This is a genomic window from Colwellia sp. TT2012 (assembly GCF_001440345.1).
Taxonomy (GTDB): Bacteria; Pseudomonadota; Gammaproteobacteria; order Enterobacterales; family Alteromonadaceae; genus Colwellia.
On the sequence record NZ_LJYX01000013.1, the window covers coordinates 26014 to 51600 of the forward strand.

Below are 25587 nucleotides of genomic sequence, written 5' to 3' on the forward strand. Positions count from 1 at the left end.
CACCTGCAAGAAGAATTATTATCAATGGTTTCTTTTGATACAAAAAGCTACAGCAAAAAACTATTACATTTGATCAGTTGGAGCCATTGGTTCACCTTTTTCAATATTTTAGCAGCAATTGCCCTCTCCTCTTACTATTTATTTAGTGATCCCGCACCAACAACCCTCTTTGGCCAAGTCTACTTAATAACGACCTGGGTCAGTCATATTGCCTTTTTGACTTTTATGAGTTTTGTCTTGGTGTTGTTTCCTTTAACGCTAGTTTTTCCTAATACCAAGTTCATCAGAACCATTGGCTCCATTATTTTTACCCTGGGTTTATTACTACTGGTATTAGATGCCTTTATCTATAGTCGCTTGGGTTATCATTTAAATGCCTCTTCAAGTACGCAAATTATTAGCTTGTTACAAGACATCGCCAAGGAAAATAGCCTGTTTTATAGCCTCAGTGGTGCCTTGGCTATCGTTATTTTAGCGTTTGAATTTACCGTAAGTAACTATGCTTGGAAGCACTTAAAGAAATTGCAAAAAACAATCTTTGCCCGTTTTGTTATTTTCGCCTTGGTTTTATCATTTTTCTTTAGTCATGTAAGCCATATTTGGGCCGATGCCAATCTTAATTATGATATTTTACGCCAAGACACTGTCTTACCTTTGTCTTATCCAGCCACGGCAAAAACGCTGTTAACCAAATATGGCTTATTTAACATAGAAGATTATATCGAGCGTAAAAATAGCCCGCTATCGTTTAGTCAGGCTATTCCCAATTACCCGACTATTACGGCAGAGCTTTGTCCTAGTGAAGCAGCAAATAAAACTCCGACTAACTCGGTATTTTTAATTCTTACCGAGCAACAAGTATCAATCAGTCAGCTTAATCAATTTAGCCGCCGAGCAAGTGTTAGCAGCTTACTTTTAACCAATAATATTGATACCGGTATAAGTGATGATGCTTGGTTTAACCTGCTTTATTCTCTACCGAGCATTTATCAACAAGATATTTTAAAGCAAGGTATTAAACCGCTACTGTTTCAACGTATCGACCAACAAGCCCTGGCAACGAGCTTAACGGTTATCTCTGCTGAGTTTACCGTTAACTCAGTGACAGGAGATGGTGCAGATGAAAATATCGACATCACTGAACCTCGCTGGTTTGAAGCGCTATTCAGTAAAAAAACTGAACTGAGCAATGTCTCAAGTTTATTGTTTGCAGAGAAGTTAAATAATAAAACCCCGGGGTTGCATATTATTTACTTTAAAAATAGCCATGGTATTAAGGCCAATAAAGCCGAACAAAACAATAACCAATATCAATTTGAATTATTTGTTGATGCACTACTGTTAGCACAAAAGCAAAAATCCGCTAAAGATATCATTTGGATCAGCTCTATCGGCAATCAAAGTAATGAAACACGTTTAAACACTAAACCGGCGTTATTTATATATCCTCAAGGCACAGCAGTAAGCCATAAGGACGTAAGCTTTAATACCAGTAACATGGACTTACAACCCACGCTAATGAGTCAGTGGTTAGGCTGTAAGGTGAGCAAGCACAGTAATGGCACTGATTTACCGAGATTAAATAAAGACCGAGTTATTGCTAATACGACCGATAAAGGCATTATTATCTTTAATAAAGATAAATCAGTGTTTGTCGATCAAAATGGCAACTTTCAAAGTTACTCACGTAAATTTTCATCGCCAATTACCGTCAATGAGGATTTCCCCTTAATGATTGATGGTGTGCACTTTATTAAGCAGTTTACTCAGCAGGAAAAACAGTAAGCGCCCTTTATTTAGGCAAAGCTGAGTGGAATTGCGCATAAGTTAGCCACTTAGGCACTATGAAGCAAGTATTACGCTAATTGTCATTGCAATACGTTGATAAATCATTATGATACCGATGGTAAACTCGTGAAGCCCAAGAGTTTACGTTGTCGGGGTATAGCGCAGCTTGGTAGCGCGTGCGTCTGGGGGACGTGAGGTCGCAAGTTCGAATCTTGCTACTCCGACCACATTAGTTAGTATGAAAGCCCTGTTTTTACAGGGCTTTTTTATGTCTACTGTTTAGCAAAAGCCTATGACGGGTAAACTCACCTAAATTATTGCTAATAAACTCGGTTGATTGGGGTTATAAAGCGGACATTAATGCCGATAAAGAGCCGCTCATTTAAGTGATTGCTATCAATTGATCGTCCATAGGACCATACTCATGTTATTACGCATCGCCTTGGAAGTTTGAATGCCAGTCACTGCGTAGCCATAGTCATTAAGTTGGTTAAAACTGACTTTATTTTTAATAGAATACCTCAAGAGGAAAGTATCATGAGTAAAGGACAAGACAGTAAAAAAAGCACCAAAAAGAAACCACTTTTAACCGCAAAAGAGAAGAAAGCCGCAAAGGCAGCCAAGAAAAATACAACCAATGCGTTAGGTAATTAAGCACGGCATGGTCATCGAGTTTTTAGATGGCCTATATTTTGTGAGTCAAAATAGCGATATAATTACTTTAGTCAAACAGCAATGCACGCCAAGGTAATAAGACGGTATCAGTAACAGAGTGGCATTTGAATTGCGACTCTTGCCACTTCCATGACAACACGAGTAAGTGTATGTACCGGACTGCTCAAAGGCAGTAGCAAACATTGGTGTTTACTGGTCAATACTGGGTATATCCCTAATAACGGGCTAAAATGGTAGCGAAGCGAACAGCCCGCTATTTTTAGTCCTGTTAATTTTCTTATAGTTACTCCAAGCCACTTATCACGATTCTTTAAACAGCCAATACAATCCCTGAATTGCAGTTGTTGGAAACGCCGTTTCATGGTTAGCGCCTTGAATGGTTAATAATTTCACTTTTGTATTAGGGAATAACTTACCCGATAGCTTTAACTCAAGTTTCTTTGCACCTTTAACCATATCGTGCTTTGGTGAATCCAGTTCAAGAGTTTCATTAGCCCCAACACCAATAAACACCTTATGTATATTTAAATTAGGCTCTGTTTTAAGTTTAAGAATGTCATTATCTTTAAACCACACAGATGGGCTACCTAAGACATAATTATTAAACATATCAGGTTTAGTAAACAATATGTATACGCCAAGTAGCCCACCAAGTGAATTACCGACAAAAGTCCTAGACTCATTCACTCTGTAGTTTTTTTCAATGAAAGGGAAAACTGATTTTTCAATAAAGTTAATATGTTCTTTCGCTTTTCCTGTTTGATACTTCCAGCTTGAATCTTCAATATGAGTGTAATCACGAATCCTACTAGAAGGCCCTCTAGATCCCTTTGAGTATGAAATTCCGACAATTATAGCCTCTTGCATTTTTCCAGTATTCATCGGAAATCGAGTAGCGCCAGATACAACTTGGAAGCTATACCATGCGTCTGTTAAGTAGATAACAGGATATGACTTATCTTTTTGATAGTCATATGAGCGTGGTAATTTTATAAAAAGAGGGTAAATCCTTTCTGAATCAGGGTCTTTAATTTCGACAACATTGCTTCGAGGAATTTCAAAGACCTTTGTATCTTGAGCTTTTACTAATTGAGTCGAATTAATGAAAAGAAATATAAATATATAAGGCAGAAATTTCACTCAAACTCCGTTTTGCGTATAACGAGCTTGTAGAATCACTCGTTTGTTATTAATTACCCCCTAAAAGCGGAGTGGAAAATGCATTACCTATATCGAGTTAATCGTCTACCGTTCGATATAGGAGTACAAAAATTTAGTAGTTTTGACTGAATTAGTTATTCTACAGCCTCAACGCCTAAATAACAGGCAAAAATTTGGTGACTCAAATAAGCGATGAAGGAGCAAAAGCCCACTGTTTTTAGTCCTAGTTGATTTTCTTAGGTTTCGAGGCTTGAAATCCCCCAAAATGAATTACTTTTACAATTTAAAGACCAACCCTGTCGAATTAATACCCTACGGATATGTAAGTTCATGTAGCCATGTCCGAACAATACAACTTTACCTTTTTTTTTAGCTAATTGAACTAATTCTTCAGCAGCAATTTCAGCACGTATTTTAGCTGAACGGTAAGACTCAAAAGGACCCTTTAGGCCTAACATCCAAAGTACCCTGCAAAGGTAAACCCATGTCATAGCTTTAAGTCGAAACGGCAATTTATACCTTGGTATATCCATTTCTTTAAATAAAGGGGATATTTGGTCAGGTTTTCGGCCTGTATATATTTCGGTTGAATGTATAGCCCTATTGAAATGACTGGAAAGAATATAATATGACTTTAAATCAGTATTTATAACTTCAGGTCGACTATTTTCAGAGACATCAGAAAAGTTATAACGACGAATCCACTTTGTATACTCTAAAGCATTTAGAACTGGACTATTTGCCGATGTTGGCTTTCCGTGCCGAATTAAGATTATTTCCATTAGAAACCTAACGCCGTTTTAAGCGGCTAAAAATAGTTGGCTAAAATGTGTGAGGTACGAAAAACAGCCAACTGTAAATTTTCCGTTTGATTGCCTTGTATGGATAATATACCCATCTTTTAATTCTATTGTAAAACAAGTTTAGGTAAAGTGAGGCCCAAGCATTGGCTGCAACCAAAGCCATTTTATACGGTAGTTCGCTGATTGCCTGGCTCCTCTATTGAGAGACCGATAACAAGAACGAATGCCGTATAAAACTCCAAGTACTAAACTCGGATAGTCAACTGGGCCTCGAGCCCGAATTAGCAAGGAAGAGTCAGCTTATTATGAATAGCAAAAATAATCAAAATGAAATTAACGTAGGTGTTGATACCGGTAAAAAACAATTCGACATTTACATTCGTCCCCTAGACATTTATTTCACCGTGCCCAACGATGAAAAAGGTATTAATAAGGCGATTAGAGAGATAAAGAGATACAAACTCTACACGCATTGTAATTGAAGCTACAGGACGACTTGAACAGGCCTTTATTATCGCCTGTGCCAAACAAAAATTACCCTTTGTCATCGCGAATCCTTCTCATGTCAAAAAATTCGCGGGTGCCATCGGTCAATTAGCAAAAACGGATAAGTTAGATGCCAAGTTAATTGCCCATTACAGTGAGGCAATCAAACCAAAATTATCAACGTTAAAACCGGCTACGTTAAGATTAATGAGTGATTTAATGTCAAGACGTTGCCAGTTAATGGCGATGATGTCGGCCATGCAATGTAACCCTGTATTTAAAGCCACTTATCAGCGCCTAATTGCCGCAGGAAAACCAAAGAAAGTAGCGATGATTGCCTGTATAAGAAAGATGGTTGTGATCTTAAATTCGATGGTGAGAGATGGTGTTTATTGGGATCCTAAAATCAATAAAAATTAAGAATTGACACCATAGTCACTTGTTATAACTCTTTTACTAAACAATATGTTGTATGACCTTTTGGATAATCAGGTAACTCACCAAATACTTTGTAACCTAACTTTTCATAAAAAGGCTTTGCTTGGAAACTCAGTGTTTCAGTGCGCATGTAGCCAAACCCTTTATCTTTAGCAAATTTTTCAGCTGCTTCCATTAAATTGCTACCGAGCCCTAAACCTCTCGCTTCTTTAGACAGCCAAAGTAATTCAATAGTACAGTAGTTCCAGAATGCATTTGCTCTAATACCTCCTAGAACTTTTCCATTTTCATCTTTAGCAAGGACAGCAAATTTGGTGTCTTTCTCAAAGCCAACGTCATCGGGTAGATAATCTTTATTATAGGAGCCAATACCGACACTTAATGCTTTAAGATCTTCCTGAGTCGGTGAAGTTGTTACTACGAGATTCATATATACCTACATCCGAGAGAGTTATAACGCCCTGTTAAGAGGCAAAAGTTAGTTGGCTAAAATGTTGAGGAACGAAAACAGCCAACTGAATTTTGTCCTTTTTAAACAGCTTGTTATGCAACTATCCCCTATGAATTACACCGCATTAGACGTGCCTTAGCTGAGAATAGTAATACAACAGAGTACATCTTATGAAACCAAGATAGAGCATGAAAAACGAGGCCAAAGGAAGAGCTACCCGTTTTGATGTTTTTTATAGGGACAACAGCAGACCCAAAATACAACCTTGTTGTAATGCCATTTTCACTCTCCACATGTTTAATCATGAGCCACGACCTAGTGCGCTTTTGGTAATCGCACAATAGCAATTGATTTTCACAGCGTTTTTCCACGCTCCAAGCAGAAAATGTATCAGTTTCTCCATCTGCTAACAGAACAACTTGTGCATCTGATGACGGTTTTGATACTACCCACTTTAAAATTGACCGTTCTAACTTAAAAACTGATGTAGTGTAAAAAGCGTTCACATATTGTGAATGAGTTACTGTACGGGATATTTCGGTACAATAACAATCGGTGTAAGCCCCATTCTGTTGATAGGTATTCAGTAATGCATTATCTGGAAGCGGGCATGACTCTATTGAAAACATGGTTTAGACCTTTCTGAACAAAGCTCACTGCTTGAAATTAACTCAATACATCAGCTATGACTCTTGTTGCATAACAGCTTATTATGGATACGTCTTAGTAACCTTCGTACCATAAATAACATTTAATTTACATTAATATCCCATATTTTCAATGCATTAGAAACAATTAACACTAAATATAATACCAAGTAAAGAGATTACTAAGACGTCTTAGTAACTGACTTTCACCATGCAACAAATAAATCGACGTAAATTCATGTGGTTAGGTGGTTTCTGTGGGTGGTTTTTTTAATTTATGGTGTGTTACTAAGACGTCTTAGTAACACACTTTGATGAAATATTTGATTTTTATTTAATCACTTACTATAACTGTATAAATATACAGTTATAGGTTTTATGTTATGTCTGCTTCTCCATTTTAGAAAGTATTCGCCACATTATTCGTACTATGCATTACAGCATACAAACTGAAAAAAAAATATTTGCTTTGGATATAAAATATCATTTTGTTTAATCACAAACGCCACCCTAAAGATATGGGGGAAGAAGAAGTAAGTAATTATCTAACTTACCTGGCTGTCGATAGAAAAGTGACTTCATCTACACAAAACTTAGCACTTTGCTCTATTGTGTTTATGTACAAACATGTTTTAAAAAGAGACTTAACATTATTAACCAGCACTATCAGGGCTAAAGCACCAACGATAATTCCAACGGTATTATCGAATGATGAAGCAATGACAATTATTAATGAATTAAAACATCCGCATCACCTCATATTTAGCTTGTTGTATGGAAACGGGTTAAGAAAAGCAGAGTTATTAAGATTGCGGGTCAAGAATATTGATTTTACTGAAAACTCTATTTATGTTTTCCGTGGTAAAGGTGCGAAAGACAGGATGACTCTTTTGCCCTATTCACTTATCGAACCATTAAAAGACCAAATAGCGACAGTAGTGGATGACGACACAGGCAATGGAATTGACCTTACTAGTTCCAATCAAGCAAGGAATCGTTTATTAATACGCTATGTGTTCGAGCAAGTCAGTCAGTTGCGAATACCCTTTATAAGGGATAATTTCTTCGTACGAGGCTAACATCATTACGACCCACAGTTCCAAGCTTTACATGGCGATTAGCTTTGGCTTACCCGCACGTCTTTCACTGTATCTGTCGAGCAAAAAGTCACTTTTATCTCGGGTTAAATAAGTGAAGCGCATCAACTCTTCCATCACATCAACAATTCGGTCTCTATAGGGCGAAGCTTTCATGATGTCATGCTCATCAAACTCGTTATAAGCTTTTGCCACAGAGGATTGATTGGGGATTGTTAACATTCTCATCCAACGGCCTAGAATTCTCATGTTGTTGATTGCGTTAAAACTTTGTGAGCCGCCAGTGACTTGCATGACCGCTAATACTTTTCCTTGTGTTGGCCTAACTGCGCCCATTGACAAAGGGATCCAATCTACTTGGGTCTTCATTACACCAGACATATTGCCGTGTATCTCCGGTGACGACCAAACGTGTGCTTCAGACCATTGTACCAACGCTCTAAGCTCTATTACCTTAGGATGGTCAGCTGAGTCAGTGTTATCAAATAATGGCAGTCCTTTAGGGTTAAAGAACTTAACTTCCGCGCCCATTGCTGTCAAAATACGCCCAGCTTCTTCAGCGGTTAATCTACTATATGAAGTTGCGCGCAAAGAGCCATATAACATTAATACTCTTGGTTTATGTATACTGACTTTGTTAACGCTAGGCTTTAGGTTAAATTGTTCGTTTTGTAAGAAGTTCATAAAACTCTCTAATTAGTTCATTTACCCATAAGACGCTTGACCGCACAAAAAGACGAAAAATTTATGAATAAATGTAAATAGGATGATTTTTATGCGATCTTTTGGTCTTTCCAATTTACCGTTCGTCTACTATAGAAACAGCGTTATATCGAATAGAAGAATGTCTACGCTTGAAAGCCTAGTCAAAGCACTGGAGATGGTCAGTTAAATGAATATAGAAGATATATGGTTAGCATACCGAGCTGCGTTAAAGCGGTTCTTACATGCTAAGATCTCAAATGAAGCGGATGTAGAAGATTTGTTGCAAGACATTTTGATAAAAACCTATAACAACCTTAATACAGTAAAAACACAAAAGAGCGTTAAGTCTTGGTTATTTCAAATCGCCAATAATACCATCATTGACTACTACCGCAAGAAAAGCAGACAGCAAAACGCGAATATTGAGGAACTCTGGCCCACTGAAGAACCTCAAGATAACAACCTTGACTTAGCAAACTGTATCTCACCTTTTATTAACGCCCTGCCAGAGAAACACGCAAGCTTATTAATCGCTATTGATATGAATAACCAATCACAAAAAGAATATGCTGAGCAATTAGGGGTAAGTTATTCAACGCTTAAATCCCGTGTACAAAAAAGTCGCGGCTTACTTAAAAAGGTATTTGATGATTGTTGCCATTTTAACATTGATAAGAGCGGCAATGTTTATGATTATGAAGTTAAGACCAAGAGATAAGATGATTGTGCCTAATTGCCATTATCCTCGTTTTTTGATGGTGAAGGAGTTGAATGTAACAACACCCTCACCATAACAATAAATAGCTTAGCAAGCTGATCCTACCTCAATAAGGTAATCAAATCATTAGGCATTGGTGCTTCAATGGTCAGGCGATCGCCTTTTGGCCGAGTAATGGTTAAGCGTTGTGCATGAAGTCCCATACGATCTCCGTCATTACCATAACGCGGATCACCGACGATGGGATAACCTAGCCAAGATAAATGCGCACGTATTTGATGTTGACGGCCAGTATCGAGTTTAACTTCCAGTAAAGAGCGCTGATTAACACTGCGCACCGTACTAAAATGAGTGATGGCGTTTTTAGCGTCTTCATGGGCGCCTACGTGCATCTTGTATTGTTTGTCGTCTAGGCGAAGAGGTTGGTTTATCGTACCGCTTTTAGGCTCTGGCACACCTTCGACCACGGCCAGATAAACTTTATCGGCTTCGGCCCACTTGGCATTAATAGCCTCGCGCATTTCCCGTGAAGTAGCAAACATCAACACGCCGGAGGTATCTCGGTCTAGTCGGTGTACAGGCCACAGTTTAACTGCCTTCTTGGCCTTTGATAGCTGATTACGCAAAATCGCCAGCGCAGTCACTTTATTCTCCTGCGTCGTGGCAACAGACAACAAACCCGCCGGTTTATTAATGACAATGAGATCATGATCACTAAACAGTATTTCTAATTTTGCACTAGCTGACTTAGTTTTACTGGCGTCAAAACGTTTACCTTGTGCCAATACCTCAATATCATCACCTGCATTTAGTGGATGATCATGTTTAACAGCAGACTCACCATTGACTAGCACGCAACCTAGTTGCAGACGCTGTTTAATCTTCTTTTTAGACCAACCTTGCAACTTGGCATTGAGAAAAATTAACAGGCTTCCGGCCTCGCTTACTCGTAATTTGTCTGACATTAATGGTATATCCTCATAACAATTTTGCTATTAACCGGGAATAATTGCACGGCTAGCACTATTTACAATATTGGCAGGCAGTGTACCTTTGAATAGAGCGACTAGCTAGATTACTAACCGCTTTGGCGTTTTTTATTTTATCCATTGCTGTTAATATATGGCTTTCATAAAAGTTAGACCATGCACTTTGGTCGACATCAGTATTAAAGGGTTAAACCGTGGACGCTTTTACCGCCAAGCAAACCGAACACACCGAGGGCCGATCTCATCCTTGGACGTCGATGACAACAGACGAAAGTAGTATTTATATGGATTTCAAAAAAAATCCTAAATTGATACGTAGTTCGTTAGAAGATTTTCAGCCCTTTAATCACTGGCCTTTTGCCGATACTTTCTATTCGCTGCTCGAATGGCTCAATAGCTCGTCGTCATTACTAGAGAGTAATGATTGTACTTTTAATACAGCAGAAAAAAATCCCGATGAACAATATCCCTATGCAATAAAATGCAGTGCTCGGTTAATGATATTGTTCCGCGATATTGAAGAAAACTGTCAGCAGCGCAGCATTGACTGGTTAATGAAAAATATCTTGCTAAACGTTGCTAGCAGCAAACTAGGTTTTCGTGCTGGCGCCATTTGTTTATCACAATCGGCCACTTGTTATCTCGCCCTTGGCGATAAAGAAGATACCGGCGGCATGGGCCAGCAAGTGGTACTGACATTTTTTGCCTACGGAAAAAATGAGCGTCGTTGTTATGAAAATATGCAGCAGGTGATCAGCCATGCACACCTGTGTTTGAAAACAGTGAATAAAAACCTTAAAAATGGCGAGTTGGATGATATCTATCGTTAAGAGTTAAAGGAATATTAAGGTTAATTTCTATCTATAAGGATGGCCATAATTCAGGCAGTTCATCTAACATACTAGCGGGTTATTCAGTTACAACCCCATAAATTATCGTATCGCGTTACCACGTAAACTGCTGTTATAACTCAAAAACAGCCTATAGATACTCACTATAGGCTATTTAACTTTATGATAAATATAAAGTATTCGCTTTTAAATATTAAGTTCCTCAGTTGTTATTAAGAATACCGACCTTATGACTCGTTTTCATTCGCCGGTAAACTTTTGATCGTAGCCGTGAAAATTATCCCTCCACTGTATTTACCAAAACTTAACTAAGCACTGACAAAAAATCACTATTCGCTTTCCTGATTAATCTAAGACTAAAGAATGACTGTTCAGATGAAAGTTTTCATTGTATGTTACTTAGGTAACAAAAATTTGCGCTTCATTACCTAAAAGCAATAATTTATAACAAAAAAAATCAAAGTAGTAGTGCTACCGAATAGCTAATTTAATAAAAATAATGATGGGATTAAGAATATGAAAAGACGCTTTAATTACAGTACTATCGCTTTATCTGTTTGCTTATCACTAGCCAGTACTTCAAGTTTTTCCGCAGAAACAAAGAGCTCTGACAGCGCTAAATACGCCGACATTGAGCGAATTATCAGTATTGGTACACGAATATCTAACCGCACCGTTGCTGATAGCCCAGCACCTATTGATATTATCTCTGCAAAGGCAATTAAAAACTCAGGTGCAACCAGTATACCTGATATGTTACGAAAACTAGCGCCCTCCTTTAACATGAATAATACTACTACCTCAGATGGCCAAGATTTAATGCGTCCGGCAACATTACGTAGTTTAGGTCCAGATCAAGTATTAGTACTAATCAATGGTAAACGTCGCCATCAACAAGCGGTAGTTGCCGTACAAGAAAATGTTGGTCGAGGAAGTGCGGGTACTGATTTAAGCTCAATCCCAATGACGGCTATTTCACATATTGAAATACTACGCGATGGTGCTGCTGCCCAATATGGCTCTGACGCAATTGCCGGTGTTATTAATATCGTTTTAAAAGGCGATGAAGGCGGCACTGTTTGGGCACAATATGGTCAAACCAGTGAAGGTGATGGTGAATCAACTGAATTTGGTGGTAATTATGGTTTAGCCCTTGGTACTAAAGGTATGTTAAACCTAACCTTCGAATATTCAGATAGTGGTGAGATAAATAGAGCAACACCTACAGATTGGTTTGGCTCTATTGATGAACCGCGCCAACTGTTACTTGTTGGTGAAGCCGCCACTGAAATGACCAGTCTGTGGGCTAACTTTTCTTACGATATAGGTGAAAGTAGTGAGTTCTATGCATTTGGTGGCTATACCACCAAAGAGGGTGAATCATTAGGTTTTTATCGCCCCGCTGCGGATGACCGAGTATGGAGCGCGTTATTTCCACAAGGCATTACCCCAAGACTTGGCTCAAAATCAGAAGATTTTTCTTTAGCCGCTGGTTTTAAAACACAAATCGGTGAATGGGACTTTGATGCTAGCCTAGTAACGGGTGAAAATAGATTTGAATTCAGTAATTTAGACTCTTTAAACGCCAGTTATGGCCCAGACAGCCCAACATCCGCTTATGATGGTGCGCTAGTTTACAGTCAAACTACCTTTAATGTTGATGCGGTGACAGAAGTAGATTTAGGTTTTTATTATGAAACCTCTATTGCTTTTGGTTTTGAATATCGAATTGATGGTTTCGCCCAAGAAGCGGGTGATATGGTCACTTACGCGCGTGGTAATACATTATGTGCTGAATCAGTTAACCCAAGCGGCGACCCGACAATGACAAATTGTACTGGCGATGAGATCACCGTTCCTGGCATGCAAGGTTTCCAAGGATATAGCCCCGCAATGGAGATAGATACCGACAGAGATAGCTTTGCTTTCTATTTTGATACCGAAACATCAGTGACCGAAGATTGGTTAATTACGGGTGCGGTTCGTTATGAAAACTACGATGATTTTGGTAGTACGGTTATTGGTAAGCTATCAACACATTTAAGTTTGACCGATAGTTTAGCCATTAGAGCTTCTGCTTCTACCGGTTATAGAGCGCCGGGTATGCAACAAGCTAATTTCACTCAACGTTCAATATCGTTAGATAATGGTGAACTTGCTGATTTAGTGACTTTACGTCCTAATGAATCATTAGCAGGTGAACTCGGCTTTAGTGACTTACAAGAAGAAAACTCAACCAATATATCTTTTGGTGTGGTTTATAATGAGGGTGATTTCTCATCTACCCTTGATATTTATCAAATCAATATTGATGATCGTATTGTTTACTCTGGTAATATTTCCCGTGGTATTAATGCTGACATCGATGCGTTTTTTGACCGCCACTCTGGTGCAAACCAGGCTTTAGACGGAGTGAAAAATGTTTCCATTTTCACTAATGCTATTGACACTGAGACCTTTGGTCTTGATTGGGTTAATCAATATACACAAACGCTAAGCAATATGGATGTAGTCTATGAGCTTTCTTATCACCATAATAATACCCAAGTAAGTGGTATTAATACTTCTTCTGCTATGGTGCCTGATGAAATTATTTTCAATCATGCACAAGAATTATTAGTGGAGAAAGCACAACCACAAGACAAAGCGGCCTTATCAGCCATGTTTGATATGGATAACTGGTCGGTAACAGCCCGAATGACCTATTATGGTGAAGTTACTTCAGCTTCTTATGGCACAGAAGAAACGACATGGGGTGCAAAAAGTTTATTTGATGTTACCGCGCAATGGCAAGTCACCGATAACGTCAGCATCAGCGGCGGTATCTTAAACTTAACCGATGAGTATCCTGATGAATGGGGCGATAACGGCGGATTTTTCCCTCAGATTGGTTTTAAATATGGCTGGACGAGTTTCCCCTTCTCTCTTTCCGGACGGGAATATTATATGAGAGCTTCGTATAATTTCTGATCAAGTCATATTTAGCTAATAAATATTCCAATAACGATTAAGTCTTTTAGCGTTATGCATAAAAAAAGCACCCGTTTTTAGCGGGTGCTTTTTATTAGACATAACATTTTATGTAATTCAAAGCAGATACTAAGCGGAAGGGTCTGTCACAGCGATAAACGTCCTCAGCCTAATCTTCATTAACCAAGGTGATTTTATTCGAATACATCTGCAAAAAATAATGAATACGGTTAGAACGTCTTTTCGATAGCATCACTCTGATATTGCTAGCAAGTAATGCCTCACTTCGCTTGACCTTAATTAATGGCACAAAAGGTTTATTATCAATGCTGATGGTAGTCATATGATTAGATACAGCTTTTATTCTCGCTTGTTCGATATCCAATGAGCCAATCCTAATATAAGTTATGTGCACATATCATAGCGGACAAAAAATTTATAAATGCTATAAGTTGTGCTAAAAATGTGTTCAATTGTTTTTAGTTACCAAATAGAGTATATCCACAACAATACGTTAACAAGCTATTTACACCAGACTTTACCACCGATCATTTTAAACGCGGGCGTGCCTCGAATTAAACATTCTCGGGCAAATACTTTATCGCATTGCGGGCAGGTGCAAGCTACATCGGTAAAATCTTTACTAATACGTTCTTTAAAACATTTGAGTAAAGCACCCTTACCGGCTTTCCTATATTTGAACAGGAGAAAGTTACAGCCCTTGCAATAGATATCGACTGTTTTACTTGGACCTTTTTTATTGGGTTTTGCCATAAAATATTATCTTCAGTCTAGCCTTGATATACCTAGGCTTTAAACTCATGCTGAGTCGATTAGGCTACTTCTTATCTATATTTAGCGCTGCTAGGTTATTAGCAATATCTTGCGCGGCAGACTTGGGGGTAATATCGTCATCTATTTTTAAAATTTTGCCTTCTTTAGAAATATAAAATGTTACCCGACTAGCCACCCTAAACATATTAAGTACTTGATAAGCTTTTGCTGTGGCCTTAGTGGGATCACTTAGCATAGGGAAATCTGCACCCGTTTTCTCAGCAAAGGCGCGATTATCATCAATGGGGTCAACACTTGCCATGACGTAGCTGACATCATATTCACGAATAAGGTGGCCTTGCTCAGTTAACGATTTACATTCAATAGTACAGCCACGTGTGTTTGCCATGGGATACCAAGCCAAGACGACGGCTTGTTTACCTTGATAATCACTCAGCTGGTAAAAGCCACCTGTGGTTGCTTGTAAGTTAAAGTTTGGCGCGCTATCGCCAACCTTTAGATCAGAGGCAAAAGCTGAGCAGCCGACAAAAGTCACTAGACTACAAAGTAAACGTATAGATTTTTTGATATTATTTTTCATATGAGTACTCAATATTGAGGGGAAAGGTAAGTAAGTATCAGTGTATGGTGTTAATAACGTGATTAACAGACCTTAACCTACCTTCTTAAAAAGATGACGGTAATAAAAGCCTTGGACAAAATCACAGTTAAGCTGTTTAGCAAGATTTAAATCCTCTGCGGTCTCTACCCCTTCTAGTATTATCTTTTTATTTGTACTGTGGGCGTAATCGATAATCGATTTAACCAGTAACATAAAGTTACGATTTTTTTTGTTTTTTATCACGAACTTATCAAGTTTGATGTAATCAACAAGTTGAATAACAGAGGTGGAAATCATGGATTGCGGATTACAAACATCATCTATCGCGGTAGCAATATTGTTTTGAGCTAGGTTATCAATCATGGCCAAACTCCTAATAGCATCATTAATTTCCGAGTTTTCTATTAACTCAACCACGACCTTAGACTTTTGGAAATCTTTAAACAATTTTAGAAAGGGATTATTTTGACCAATGACACCACAGGCAAAGTAAGAGTCTTGATCTAAATTTACAAAAATATCATGGCCATTGACGGCATAAGATAATTGTAATTTCTTTTGTTGGTATTCAATTTGAAACAAACTTAATGGGCTAGTATGTAGCGATTCATAAACAAGGTCAGGCCGAATTGAATCGTTATTGGCAGTATAGAATCTTGCGAGGGATTCATAAGCAAAAATCTCTTGGCTTTTACAACTAATTATTGGTTGGTATTCAACCCCAAAGCGCCTATTTTCCAATAGATCAATTAAACACTCTGCGTTGAGTAATTTCTTATCTTTCATTAACTACAGCTGATAATTACTTAGTCAGCAATTCCTACAACATATATGGAAGCCCAACTGTAAATAAGAATGATTATCATGTAAAGAAGTGTTTCGAAAATCGTGCTTGATTGCCATTAATTTACGCAATGTGGCTAAAATAGCAGTAATACTCGTGCCTCAATAAATAAAATTAAGCGCATCATAACTTTATTCGGGCTACTTTGTGACCATGTTTGCCTTCATTTATATCGAACACCGGCAATTAAATTATTTGCTATAACGACTAATAATAGTGGCTAATATTACTGATATGTTATGGGATTTTCTTGTCCTTTGGCTGAGCTAGGTATTGCTGAGCCATGATAAATGGTAACTCTAGCCACCTAGCTTAATCATTAAGTCCAACTTGGTAAGTTTCAACTAGCGTAGATAAAAAACACTTATAAAAATAAACTAACTTACCGATGATTAATGCATTCATTCTCTGATTATTAAATAGTTGCAATCATAGTAAACATTCACCTACAGAAAGATTACGGGGTTGTCGGGGTTACCATTACTATCAGCACATAGAGTTACCGGAGTTATTTGCACGGTTTCAGTGGGGTTAGAGGGGTTATCGATATATTGTAAGTATGAGTTATCAGAGTTATTATGACTAATGGGTCTTTTTGCTGTTGTTGAGAGTTAAAAATGAAGTATGCTGTGGTGTTTACTCAAGCTGAAAAAAGCACTGATTATCAGGTGTCCGTACCTGATCTTCCGGGCTGTCAAATTACCGAGAAGACCATTGATTTAGGCATGGAAGAAGTGATAAAAGCAATACAATCACATCTTGCTATTTTGGCGGAATACGGGGAAAAAATCCCAAATGCACAAGGCTTAGAACAACATAGAAAAAACTATATTTTGGCAAATCCACATACTTTTGTCCACGCTTTTTGGGCGATAGTCAGTATTGATATTACCCCCTACCTTGGTAAGAGCCATAAAATAAATGTTACCCTGCCTGAATTACTTATTGCTCAAATAGATGACAAAGTAAGTAAATCATCGGATTACAAAACTCGCTCAGGATTCATTGCCAGTGCTTGCTTTGCTGAATTACAAAAATAGTTTTGCCAATCAGTAAACAAAAAATTATGTTACTAAGGGTGCTAAATTAATTTTCTGAGCCGCAAGACGAATTTTTTCATGAAAAGTTATTTCTTTACCTTGGCTATCAATATCGCTATAGAAATCAAACTGGGCAATTTTGGGCATAGGTAATAATTGTTCAAGCTCGCTGATATTTTCTGACAAATTATTCATCGGCTCACTCCCTGCACAATTGGCAATCCAAGCAATACAATGTAGACCATCTGCTTTTATCGTTTCATGCGTTAATAAGGCATGATTTAAACAACCCAACTTCATATTAACAATGAGAATAACGTCTAGCTCTGCCACTTTAACAAAGTCTGACAAAAATTGGTAAGCCGGTTTTATATCATCCGCATTACTTTCAATTTTTTTATCGGTGTGATTTTTGGTATTTACCGAATTGGTTATACGTGGTAAAGGGCCAAGGGGTAATCGCCAACCGCCCGCCCCTTCGACTAAAATAACATCGGCGTTAAGTGATTTTACTTGTTGATAATGATGATTTATTTGCGCAACGCTAAGCCGTATATTTTGTTTTTTTGCCGCAATGTGTGGCGCAATCGCTTGCTCAAAGGCAATTGGATTGATATCAGCAATACTTTGCTGGCAATTAGCAAATTCACTGAGTCGCTTAGCATCTTCATTTATTAACTGGCCATCGACTAATTCACAACCGGCGGCGATGGGTTTAAAGGCCGCAACGCTTATGGTTTTATGGGTGGAGTGATTGTTATGACGAATTAAAGCCTGAGTTAACGCCTTAATTAAAGCGCAACTGACAAACGTTTTACCGGCATCAGTATCTGTGGCGGTGATAAAAAATTGTTTCATAAAAACTGCTTAAATAGGCTTTCTATACGAGAGGATAGCTTGGCGGATATTTTGCTCATTGTTTTGTTAATAGTAGCACCTTAGTGTTTATTAATACTAAGGTGAATAGTAGAAGAATTTAACTTTTTACTGTTATTGTTATTGTTAGTTATTTAACTTAACAACCAAACCAGAAAATAAACGATACGTGGCGGGATAAATACCACTGGGTTCAAGAAAATCTTTATAATGCTCGGTCATTTTAAACCACTTATCTTTTCCTGACAGGCCTCTATTTTTTTTCTGCGCCAGATGATTAGCCCCTAAACCTTTTAACTCACGCGCTAAATGAATAACATTTTGATATTCTAAAATAATATCTTGGCATTTTTGCTCGACCAATTTACCGTTATCATTATTGAATAAAGTATTTAGCTCAGTGACGGTTTTAAAATCAATGACGTGTTGATCATCATCCACTTGTCGCCAAGAAGATTTTAATTCATGTAACGTACCATCCACTAAGGTGGTGAAGATAAGTAATCCGCCGGGTTTTAATACTCTTAACATTTCCGTAATGGCTTCATCGAGTGGCTCGAACCATTGAATCACTAAATTTGAGTAAATAAAATCGATACTATTATCTTTAAGCGGAATGTCATGGGCATCCGCTTCAAGCCATATTATTTTTTTATTACGATGTTCTTTGGCAAAATTGAGCATCTTAGTTGAAATGTCTAAACCGATAACTTGCTCATAAGACCCGGCTAACAAGTCGGTAAAAAATCCTGTGCCTGAGCCTAAATCTAACACGGTCAGATCATTGCGATTAGGTAACCAAGGCATCAGATGTTTACCGGAAAAACGTTGTAACCTTGCGGATACATCATAGGATTTACTGGCAGAGCCAAAACTTTTGGCAATCTTTACTCTGTCTGTATTTGTTTGTTCTGTTTGAGCCATTAAGCGATAGCCTTATTAATGCATTCTGCTAAATACTTGATATCTTTGGTATTATGATTGGCGCAAATGGTAACGCGTAACCTAGAACTGTTGACTGCCACCGTGGGTGGACGAATAGCTGTTAACCAAATACCCTGAGTTTTTAGTTTTTCACTGACCATAAGCGCTTTTTTTTCATCGCCAATTATTATGGCATGAATTGAAGATTGTGTGGTGACTAACTCAATATTGTCTGCCAGTAGGACACTAAATAATGCACTTAGTTCACTAATTTTTTCTCGGCGCCAATGCTCAGTTTGGATAAGGGCAATACTTTTTTTTGTTGCCCAAGCCATGGCGGGTGACATTGCCGTAGAGTAAATGTAGTGCCGAGAGAAATTGACCAAGTACTCATGTAAATTTTCATCACAGGCTAAAAAGGCGCCACTCGTTGCAATGGCCTTGCCAAACGTGGCCATGGTAATATCAATATTAGCAAAGCTATTACTGCCCTGACCTTTAGGTCCAATGACACCAATACTGTGGGCATCATCTAAATAAAGCCAAGCATGGTGCGATTTTGCTAGCTGAGCAAGTTGCAACACTTTCGCTTGGCAACCATCCATACTAAACACCCCTTCTGAGGCAATCAGTTTATTGCTACTAGCCAGTGCACTGTGGTCAGTACGTGTGAGTAGTCGAGCAAGCTGGTCAATATCATTATGGTTAAAGCGTTTTACTTTGGCTTTGCTTTGATAAGCACCATCGATCATTGACGCGTGACTTAGCTTATCCAGATAAAAGTGGCTGTGCTCATTTTTACCTAAGGCATGAAATAGTGCTAAGTTAGCGCTAAAACCACTGGTAAAAAGCAAGCACTTTGGCTTATTTAACCACTGACATATATCCTCTTCTAATGCTTGATGAGCATAATGATAGCCAGTGACCAAACTTGAGCTGCTTGCACAAGTACCAAACTTATCTACGCCTTCTTGTAGCGCTTTATTTATTTGCGCATGACCGTTTAGGCCTAAATAATCATTGGAAGAAAAATTTAAGTAACACTTGCCTTTAATAACGATTTCATTGCCTTGGCTAGCCATACTATTGCAAACCAATTGACGATAGCGAGACTTAGATTTTTGCTGTTCAACGTCAGTGCGAATAAAATCAAAGGTCATAAATGAATATTTTCCTGAAAGGATAAATTCAACAATGAGCTAACAAAGTTTATCGTTAGCTCAAAGACTGTTGTTATGTAGATGCGTTGTAAAACTGATCGCTATGTTGTTGATCAACAATGGCGGTATTAAGTATCTGCTCTGTTGAAGCGCTATCATCAACCACCGTTTCGGTATTGATGCCTAACTTTTTAAACAAAGCCATATCCTGATTTGTTTCAGGGTTATCGGCAGTCAGTAACTTACAACCATAAAAGATTGAGTTAGCGCCGGCAAGGAAACACATGGCTTGCATTTGTTCATTCATAGCGGTACGTCCAGCGGATAATCGTACATGGCTTTTCGGCATCATAATACGGGCAACGGCAATACAGCGAATAAAATCGAAACTGTCTAAATCATCAACATTGGCTAAAGGTGTACCTTCAACTTTCACTAACATATTAATAGGCACACTTTCTGGTTGTGGGCTTAGGTTAGCGAGTTGTATTAATAAAGAGGCACGATCTGTTGCTTTTTCACCTAAACCGACAATGCCACCACTACAAACTTTCATACCGGCACTGCGGACATTACCTAAAGTATCGAGTCTATCTTGAAAGGTACGGGTGGTAATTATTTGATTGTAATGCTCAGGTGAAGTGTCTAGGTTATGGTTATAGTAATCTAAACCAGCATCATTTAGTCGACCTGCTTGCTCAACAGATAACATACCTAAAGTCATACATGTTTCCATACCAATGGCTTTAACACGTTTAACCATCTCAAGTACATAAGGCATGTCACGTTCTTTCGGGTTACGCCATGCAGCGCCCATGCAAAAACGAGTTGAGCCCATGTCTTTAGCGCGTTGTGCCGCTTCTAATACTTTATCAACGGCTAATAAACTTTCTTTTTCTAAGTTAGTTTTATTACGTGCGCTTTGTGAACAGTATTTACAATCTTCAGGACAAGCACCGGTTTTAATCGATAATAAAGTGCTCACTTGTACTTCATTGGGATTAAAGTTTTCTCTGTGTATTGTTTGCGCTTTAAACATTAAGTCACTAAAAGGCATAGCAAATAATGCTTGGACTTCTTTTAAATTCCAATTGTGACGAACGATTGAATTTAGTGACTGTGTTGGTGCTGATACGGGTGGTGTTATTTGCGGTGTTAATACTGCTTCGGACATATTTAAATCTGACATAGAACTCAATTGCATCTAGTTAACTTAACGGGTAGTCTAGCCAGACTAAGCATGATGTCAACGATTAATAAGATTTTTAGTTAACAAATGAACAATAAACATACAAACATAACCCCGTCGGATCAAAATTCCTTACTGCGCCTTGATAAAGAACATGTCTGGCATCCCTACACTTCAATGTCTGAGCCACTGCCAAGCTATTTGGTTGACAGTGCCCAAGGGGTAACCATCAATTTAGCCAGCGGTGAACAACTTATTGATGGCATGTCTTCGTGGTGGTCTGTTTTACATGGTTATAATCATCCTAAGTTAAATGCCGCCCTGCAACAGCAAGCGGCAAAGATGTCGCATGTGATGTTTGGCGGTTTAACACATATAAGTGCTATCCGCTTATGTGAGAAGTTGGTGAAGTTAACTCCGCCAGGTCTGGAAAAAGTATTTTTATCTGATTCCGGCTCGGTCAGTGTTGAAATAGCGATGAAAATGGCTTTGCAATATCAACATGCTAAGGCCGAAAAAAGCCAGCATACGTTAACTAAAACCAAATTATTAACGGTTAAAAATGGTTATCACGGTGATACCTTTGCGGCCATGTCGGTTTGTGATCCTGTGACCGGCATGCATCAAATATTTGAACAAGTATTAATGCAGCATTATTTTGCCCCCGCGCCGAAAGTTAAATTTGGTCAAGTATGGGACAGTAATGATGTCACTGAGCTCTCGGCTTTATTCGCTCAGCATCATCACGAGATAGCCGCCTTTATTATTGAGCCCATAGTACAAGGGACGGGTGGTATGCGTTTTTATCACCCTGAGTATTTAAAGGCCTGTCGAAACTTATGTGATCAGTATGATGTCTTGCTTATCGTTGATGAAATCGCCACCGGTTTTGGCCGTACCGGTAAACTATTTGCCTGTGAATGGGCAGGCATTAGCCCAGATATCATGTGTTTAGGTAAAACATTAACAGGTGGTTATATCACCCTAGCGGCAACCTTATGTACTACAAACATTGCCAAAACCATTAGTGAGGGTGTTGCTGGTTGCTTTATGCATGGTCCAACGTTTATGGGTAATGCCCTCGCCTGCGCCGTTGCTAATGCTAGCATTGATTTATTATTTGAAAATGATTGGCAAGCTCAGGTACAAAAAATTGAAAGTACGCTTATTAATCTGCTAAAACCTTTGCATAACCACCCAAGAGTTATCGATGCACGTGTGTTAGGCAGCATTGGTGCAATAGAATGTCGACAAACGGTTAACGTTGCTAAGATACAAAAACGCTTTGTTGAATTAGGTGTATGGATCCGACCTTTTGGCACTTTAATCTATATTATTCCGCCACTGATCATTAATACTGAGCAGTTAACAACATTAGTACATGCCATCGCTACTGTGTTAGACGAAGATGATTGTTTTAGTTAGAGTGTGATAGCAAGTCTATAAAGTGAATTGCCACTCATCAAGATTTAAATGGCTTAGAGGCATCTGCCTTAAAGCCATTGGCACAGGATAATCATTTGGCCTTACCTTCAGTGCCTTAGTTCTGGTTCATTAGTTAAGGAGCCTCAACTAATAGATACACTAACCAAATAAGGTTAACGACAATTAAGAACATCAAGTGGTAATGGCGGTTATCAATGTACCGGCGACAGCGATATTTATCCGTCATCAGCGCTATATAAGCGCCCAAGGTACTCAGCCATAACAGTATATATAAATACCCGGTTAGTGGCGTTAACCAAAATTGTCGAATTTCAATATCATAATAACGTAATATCCCATAATATTGATCGGGTGCCGCATAATATGACATGATCAGTGCGACCAAAAAAAATATCCAACTGAACAGGGCTAAACTTGTTTGCAGGTAAATCCAAAAGTCGGTGTTTTTTCTGCGCTCTTCTCTTCGCGCCACTTTCCTTTCTCCATCACTCTTTTGTGTCATCATTGGTGTAATTCAACTTGTTTGCAGCCATTTATGTACTTTTTATTGCTATCAAGCACTATTTGTTATTGTTCATTGCCTTACTTTGGTATTGCTCATTACATTTACGCCTTGTCACGGTAGCATATCACCCCATTTTTAGCATAATAGCAATTTAGTTTAAATTTATCCCTCACTTAGCGTGAAGGGTAAATAATAGCGTCAACTTGGTATAAAGCTCTTTTAATCAATTAGGTAAGAATAAAAGGTTAATACATCAGGTGTAGCAATAACTGATGTAATTAAGACTGAGTGTGTTTTAAATATAAAATTTCCATTAAACAAAATATAAAGGTATTATTATTTATTTTTTGGTCCGGTATTTTACAAAGCATCCTATTTTTTGGTTATATAGAGTAAATCTAAATTTGTATAGGTATGGGCGGTGTTTACCCTAATTTTATTAAGCGCCTTCTTTTTGTTCATTTTTTATACTTTCCTTTTCTGGATTCAATGATACTGAGCCTGCTGGTTCGCAATTTCTGACCTCACGAGACCAGCGTATTGGGTTTGCCTCTCTTGCCTTTTTTAGTACTAACGCTCTATTAGCTAAAATTACTTTGTCTTCGCCACGATGACGCTGCGCTGGAGTAACGAAGTTTATTTTACTATGCCTATGTTTGTTGTTGTACCAATCGACAAAATTTTGCACTATAACGCCTTGCTAAGCGGCTAAATATAGCTGGTTAAACTGTTGAACGGAGTTAAAACAACCAAATATTTTTTGTCCGTTTGAAGTGCTTGATACTAATTGAGCCTCCTCCCCAAATTTCAGCGTTTAGCTAAACTTTAAGGTGACAAAACCAAAAGGAGAAAGCTCGATGAAATTCTATACTACTTTACATAAATATTATTGCGGAATCGACTTACATGCCAAAATTCTTTATGTTTGCATCTTAGATCAACAAGGAAATATACTTGTTCATCAAAAGATTGGCCCAGACCCTCTGGCTTTACTTCGATATGTGTTTGCCGTAAACGAGCGTTTAACGACTGACCGACATAACGAAGAAGGCGAATTTACTGATTGATAACAACTAGCTGCCTAACGGCAGCTAAAAGAACACTATTGGCTATTGACGAGAGATAGGCTCATATGTGTTAAGTGCACCGTTTTAATTTTTCTGTTTTAACAATTTAATTTTTTCTATTTGAACTTCTATACTTTTGTTGTTTGGACTCAATTCTAGCGCTTTTTTATATGCAGATAATGCTAGAGAATTTTCCCCATTAACTAAATATCCTTCGCCTAGACTATCCCATGCACTATAAGATTTAGGGTAGTTCTCAACGTTAAGTTTAAAATATTCAATAGCTTGATTTATATTTATATTACCAAACTGAGTATTGTACAAATTATCATATCCAAAATATTGTACTACTCCTTCATTTAGAAAAAAACTTGAACCAAGTTTTTCAGATAATTTCTGGAAATGATTCTTGAGTTCATTGGCTGGTCGAAAACGTGCTTCTTCGTCGATCATGTAACCATCAAAGATATGACGAAGGCCTTTGTAAAAACTTAATATAGGCATTGATTGATGATTTTCTTCAAGGCCGTAAATTACAGAACCAAAATCCAACCCTTCTTTGGGTGTTACTTTCATCTTTTCCAACAACTCGAGTGTAAAATTTTCTTTAGGATAAACTGCACCCACTCTGTGCGAGGAAGCTAAAAATAATCGACGTTTATTTAACTTAACATTCTTAATGAAATTTTCGGTGCGACGTAGCATCACATGATTGTCAAACCATATACTTGGGTCTACAGCTATGTAACCATTAAATATTTCCGGCATCGTATACAGAGCGAGAATGACTGGCATTCCTGTAACGGAATATCCTGAAAGTAAGCGATAATCTGATGTGCTATATGTAGTATCAATGTGAGGGATTAGCTCTTGTTGTAGATATTTAAGAAACTTGCTAGCTCCCCCCGTCTTTATAGAATCGTTTTTCTTACCCCCGTATTGAACAGTTGATTCGGTCGGGGTGGCGTCAAAATAACGTTTTGAACCTGACCCCATGGATATACCGACAAATATCATTTCTGGAATTTGAGGGCTGGCATCAGACCCCATCTGCTTCACCATTCCTGAAAAGGTTTGAAAAAAATGATTTTGATCGGCATCAAGAAAATAAAATACAGGATACTTTTTGAATCCATTTTTTTTATAGGAGTCTGGTAACGAAATCCAATATCCTCTTTGTTCTCCTAATATTTTTGAATCAAGAGAAAACTTCTCGCCTATATTAATAGCTTCAGCAGAAACACACAGCGAAACAAAAGACAAAAAGGCACATAAAAGCTTTAACATTATTAATTATGACTCCAATTGGAAAGTTACACTAAGCACTTAACGAGCTTGTAGAATTACTCGTTTGTTATTAA

23 protein-coding genes, 1 tRNA gene and 2 pseudogenes are annotated in these 25587 nt (G+C 38.1%); 10 read left to right on the top strand and 16 right to left on the bottom strand.

Annotation, left to right across the window (positions count from 1 at the left end):
- Positions 1-24: 24 nt before the first annotated feature.
- The gene (locus ASU03_RS07745; protein WP_057831299.1) at positions 25-1785 is read left to right on the top strand and encodes a DUF3413 domain-containing protein; all 1761 of its coding nucleotides are present in this window, start codon (positions 25-27) and stop codon (positions 1783-1785) included.
- 153 nt (positions 1786-1938) lie between these two features.
- Positions 1939-2015, top strand: a tRNA-Pro gene (locus ASU03_RS07750).
- 748 nt (positions 2016-2763) lie between these two features.
- On the opposite strand, the gene ASU03_RS07755 is transcribed toward ASU03_RS07750, so the two are convergent.
- Positions 2764-3603 (bottom strand): alpha/beta hydrolase, encoded by an 840-nt coding sequence (locus ASU03_RS07755; RefSeq protein WP_231731528.1) that lies wholly within the window; start codon positions 3601-3603, stop codon positions 2764-2766.
- Between the two features lie 257 nt (positions 3604-3860).
- Complete coding sequence (locus tag ASU03_RS07760) at positions 3861-4406, bottom strand: hypothetical protein (protein ID WP_057831300.1); 546 nt, start codon at positions 4404-4406, stop codon at positions 3861-3863.
- A gap of 326 nt (positions 4407-4732) precedes the next feature.
- Between ASU03_RS07760 and ASU03_RS19800 the strand changes: the two are divergent.
- A pseudogene (locus tag ASU03_RS19800) lies at positions 4733-5333 on the top strand (IS110 family transposase).
- 22 nt (positions 5334-5355) lie between these two features.
- Here ASU03_RS19800 and ASU03_RS07775 read toward each other — a convergent pair.
- Positions 5356-5781 carry a GNAT family N-acetyltransferase gene (locus ASU03_RS07775; RefSeq protein WP_057831302.1) on the bottom strand — a complete coding sequence of 142 codons (426 nt, stop codon included), beginning with the start codon at positions 5779-5781 and terminating at the stop codon, positions 5356-5358.
- Positions 5782-6937: 1156 nt separating this feature from the next.
- On the opposite strand from ASU03_RS07775, the gene ASU03_RS07785 reads away from it, so the two are divergent.
- Positions 6938-7528, top strand: a complete 591-nt coding sequence (locus ASU03_RS07785; RefSeq protein WP_197411221.1) for a phage integrase N-terminal SAM-like domain-containing protein — start codon at positions 6938-6940, stop codon at positions 7526-7528.
- A 27-nt stretch (positions 7529-7555) separates the two neighbouring features.
- Here ASU03_RS07785 and arsH read toward each other — a convergent pair whose 3' ends face one another.
- Positions 7556-8230, bottom strand: coding sequence for an arsenical resistance protein ArsH (arsH, locus tag ASU03_RS07790; protein ID WP_057831305.1), 675 nt, complete (start codon positions 8228-8230; stop codon positions 7556-7558).
- Between the two features lie 208 nt (positions 8231-8438).
- Here arsH and sigZ point away from each other — a divergent pair, with 208 nt between their 5' ends.
- Positions 8439-8969: an RNA polymerase sigma factor SigZ gene (gene sigZ / locus ASU03_RS07795; RefSeq protein ID WP_057831306.1), complete on the top strand. Its 531-nt coding sequence runs from the start codon at positions 8439-8441 to the stop codon at positions 8967-8969.
- Positions 8970-9070: 101 nt separating this feature from the next.
- Here sigZ and ASU03_RS07800 read toward each other — a convergent pair whose 3' ends face one another.
- Positions 9071-9934: an RluA family pseudouridine synthase gene (locus tag ASU03_RS07800; protein WP_057831307.1), complete on the bottom strand. Its 864-nt coding sequence runs from the start codon at positions 9932-9934 to the stop codon at positions 9071-9073.
- A 218-nt stretch (positions 9935-10152) separates the two neighbouring features.
- Here ASU03_RS07800 and ASU03_RS07805 point away from each other — a divergent pair, with 218 nt between their 5' ends.
- Both ASU03_RS07805 and ASU03_RS07810 read left to right on the top strand, forming a co-directional pair.
- A complete protein-coding gene (locus ASU03_RS07805) occupies positions 10153-10788 on the top strand; it encodes a hypothetical protein (RefSeq protein WP_057831308.1) in 636 nt (211 codons plus the stop codon).
- Between the two features lie 537 nt (positions 10789-11325).
- A complete protein-coding gene (locus ASU03_RS07810; RefSeq protein WP_057831309.1) occupies positions 11326-13779 on the top strand; it encodes a TonB-dependent receptor plug domain-containing protein in 2454 nt (817 codons plus the stop codon).
- A gap of 169 nt (positions 13780-13948) precedes the next feature.
- On the opposite strand, the gene ASU03_RS07815 is transcribed toward ASU03_RS07810, so the two are convergent.
- The 4 genes from ASU03_RS07815 to ASU03_RS07830 form a co-directional block, all read right to left on the bottom strand.
- Positions 13949-14164, bottom strand: a complete 216-nt coding sequence (locus ASU03_RS07815; RefSeq protein WP_057831310.1) for a hypothetical protein — start codon at positions 14162-14164, stop codon at positions 13949-13951.
- A gap of 137 nt (positions 14165-14301) precedes the next feature.
- Entirely contained in the window at positions 14302-14553 is a 252-nt protein-coding gene (locus ASU03_RS07820; RefSeq protein ID WP_057831311.1) for a hypothetical protein, read from the bottom strand.
- Positions 14554-14617: 64 nt separating this feature from the next.
- Entirely contained in the window at positions 14618-15154 is a 537-nt protein-coding gene (locus ASU03_RS07825) for a peroxiredoxin family protein (RefSeq protein WP_057831312.1), read from the bottom strand.
- A gap of 72 nt (positions 15155-15226) precedes the next feature.
- Positions 15227-15961, bottom strand: a complete 735-nt coding sequence (locus ASU03_RS07830; protein WP_057831313.1) for an EAL domain-containing protein — start codon at positions 15959-15961, stop codon at positions 15227-15229.
- Between the two features lie 675 nt (positions 15962-16636).
- On the opposite strand from ASU03_RS07830, the gene ASU03_RS07835 reads away from it, so the two are divergent.
- Entirely contained in the window at positions 16637-17059 is a 423-nt protein-coding gene (locus ASU03_RS07835; protein WP_057831314.1) for a type II toxin-antitoxin system HicB family antitoxin, read from the top strand.
- A gap of 24 nt (positions 17060-17083) precedes the next feature.
- On the opposite strand, the gene bioD is transcribed toward ASU03_RS07835, so the two are convergent.
- The 4 genes from bioD to bioB all read right to left on the bottom strand — a co-directional run bounded on the left by bioD (position 17084) and on the right by bioB (position 21208).
- Entirely contained in the window at positions 17084-17917 is an 834-nt protein-coding gene (gene bioD, locus ASU03_RS07840; RefSeq protein ID WP_057831315.1) for a dethiobiotin synthase, read from the bottom strand.
- A gap of 144 nt (positions 17918-18061) precedes the next feature.
- Positions 18062-18859 (bottom strand): malonyl-ACP O-methyltransferase BioC, encoded by a 798-nt coding sequence (bioC, locus tag ASU03_RS07845; RefSeq protein WP_057831316.1) that lies wholly within the window; start codon positions 18857-18859, stop codon positions 18062-18064.
- Positions 18859-20019, bottom strand: a complete 1161-nt coding sequence (locus ASU03_RS07850) for an aminotransferase class I/II-fold pyridoxal phosphate-dependent enzyme (RefSeq protein WP_057831317.1) — start codon at positions 20017-20019, stop codon at positions 18859-18861. The genes bioC and ASU03_RS07850 overlap by 1 nt, the downstream gene beginning before the upstream one ends.
- 73 nt (positions 20020-20092) lie before the next feature.
- Complete coding sequence (gene bioB / locus ASU03_RS07855) at positions 20093-21208, bottom strand: biotin synthase BioB (RefSeq protein ID WP_231731529.1); 1116 nt, start codon at positions 21206-21208, stop codon at positions 20093-20095.
- An 87-nt stretch (positions 21209-21295) separates the two neighbouring features.
- Between bioB and bioA the strand changes: the two genes are divergently transcribed.
- Positions 21296-22633 (top strand): adenosylmethionine--8-amino-7-oxononanoate transaminase, encoded by a 1338-nt coding sequence (gene bioA / locus ASU03_RS07860; protein ID WP_082627204.1) that lies wholly within the window; start codon positions 21296-21298, stop codon positions 22631-22633.
- A 133-nt stretch (positions 22634-22766) separates the two neighbouring features.
- On the opposite strand, the gene ASU03_RS07865 is transcribed toward bioA, so the two are convergent.
- Both ASU03_RS07865 and ASU03_RS07870 read right to left on the bottom strand, forming a co-directional pair.
- Positions 22767-23159, bottom strand: a complete 393-nt coding sequence (locus ASU03_RS07865) for a hypothetical protein (protein ID WP_231731530.1) — start codon at positions 23157-23159, stop codon at positions 22767-22769.
- A gap of 439 nt (positions 23160-23598) precedes the next feature.
- The gene (locus ASU03_RS07870) at positions 23599-23847 is read right to left on the bottom strand and encodes a hypothetical protein (protein ID WP_082627205.1); all 249 of its coding nucleotides are present in this window, start codon (positions 23845-23847) and stop codon (positions 23599-23601) included.
- Between the two features lie 169 nt (positions 23848-24016).
- On the opposite strand from ASU03_RS07870, the pseudogene ASU03_RS21420 reads away from it, so the two are divergent.
- A pseudogene (locus ASU03_RS21420) lies at positions 24017-24133 on the top strand (IS110 family transposase); the annotation flags it as partial.
- A gap of 177 nt (positions 24134-24310) precedes the next feature.
- On the opposite strand, the gene ASU03_RS07880 reads toward ASU03_RS21420, so the two are convergent.
- The gene (locus ASU03_RS07880) at positions 24311-25513 is read right to left on the bottom strand and encodes an alpha/beta hydrolase-fold protein (RefSeq protein ID WP_057831320.1); all 1203 of its coding nucleotides are present in this window, start codon (positions 25511-25513) and stop codon (positions 24311-24313) included.
- Between the last annotated feature and the right edge of the window lie 74 nt (positions 25514-25587).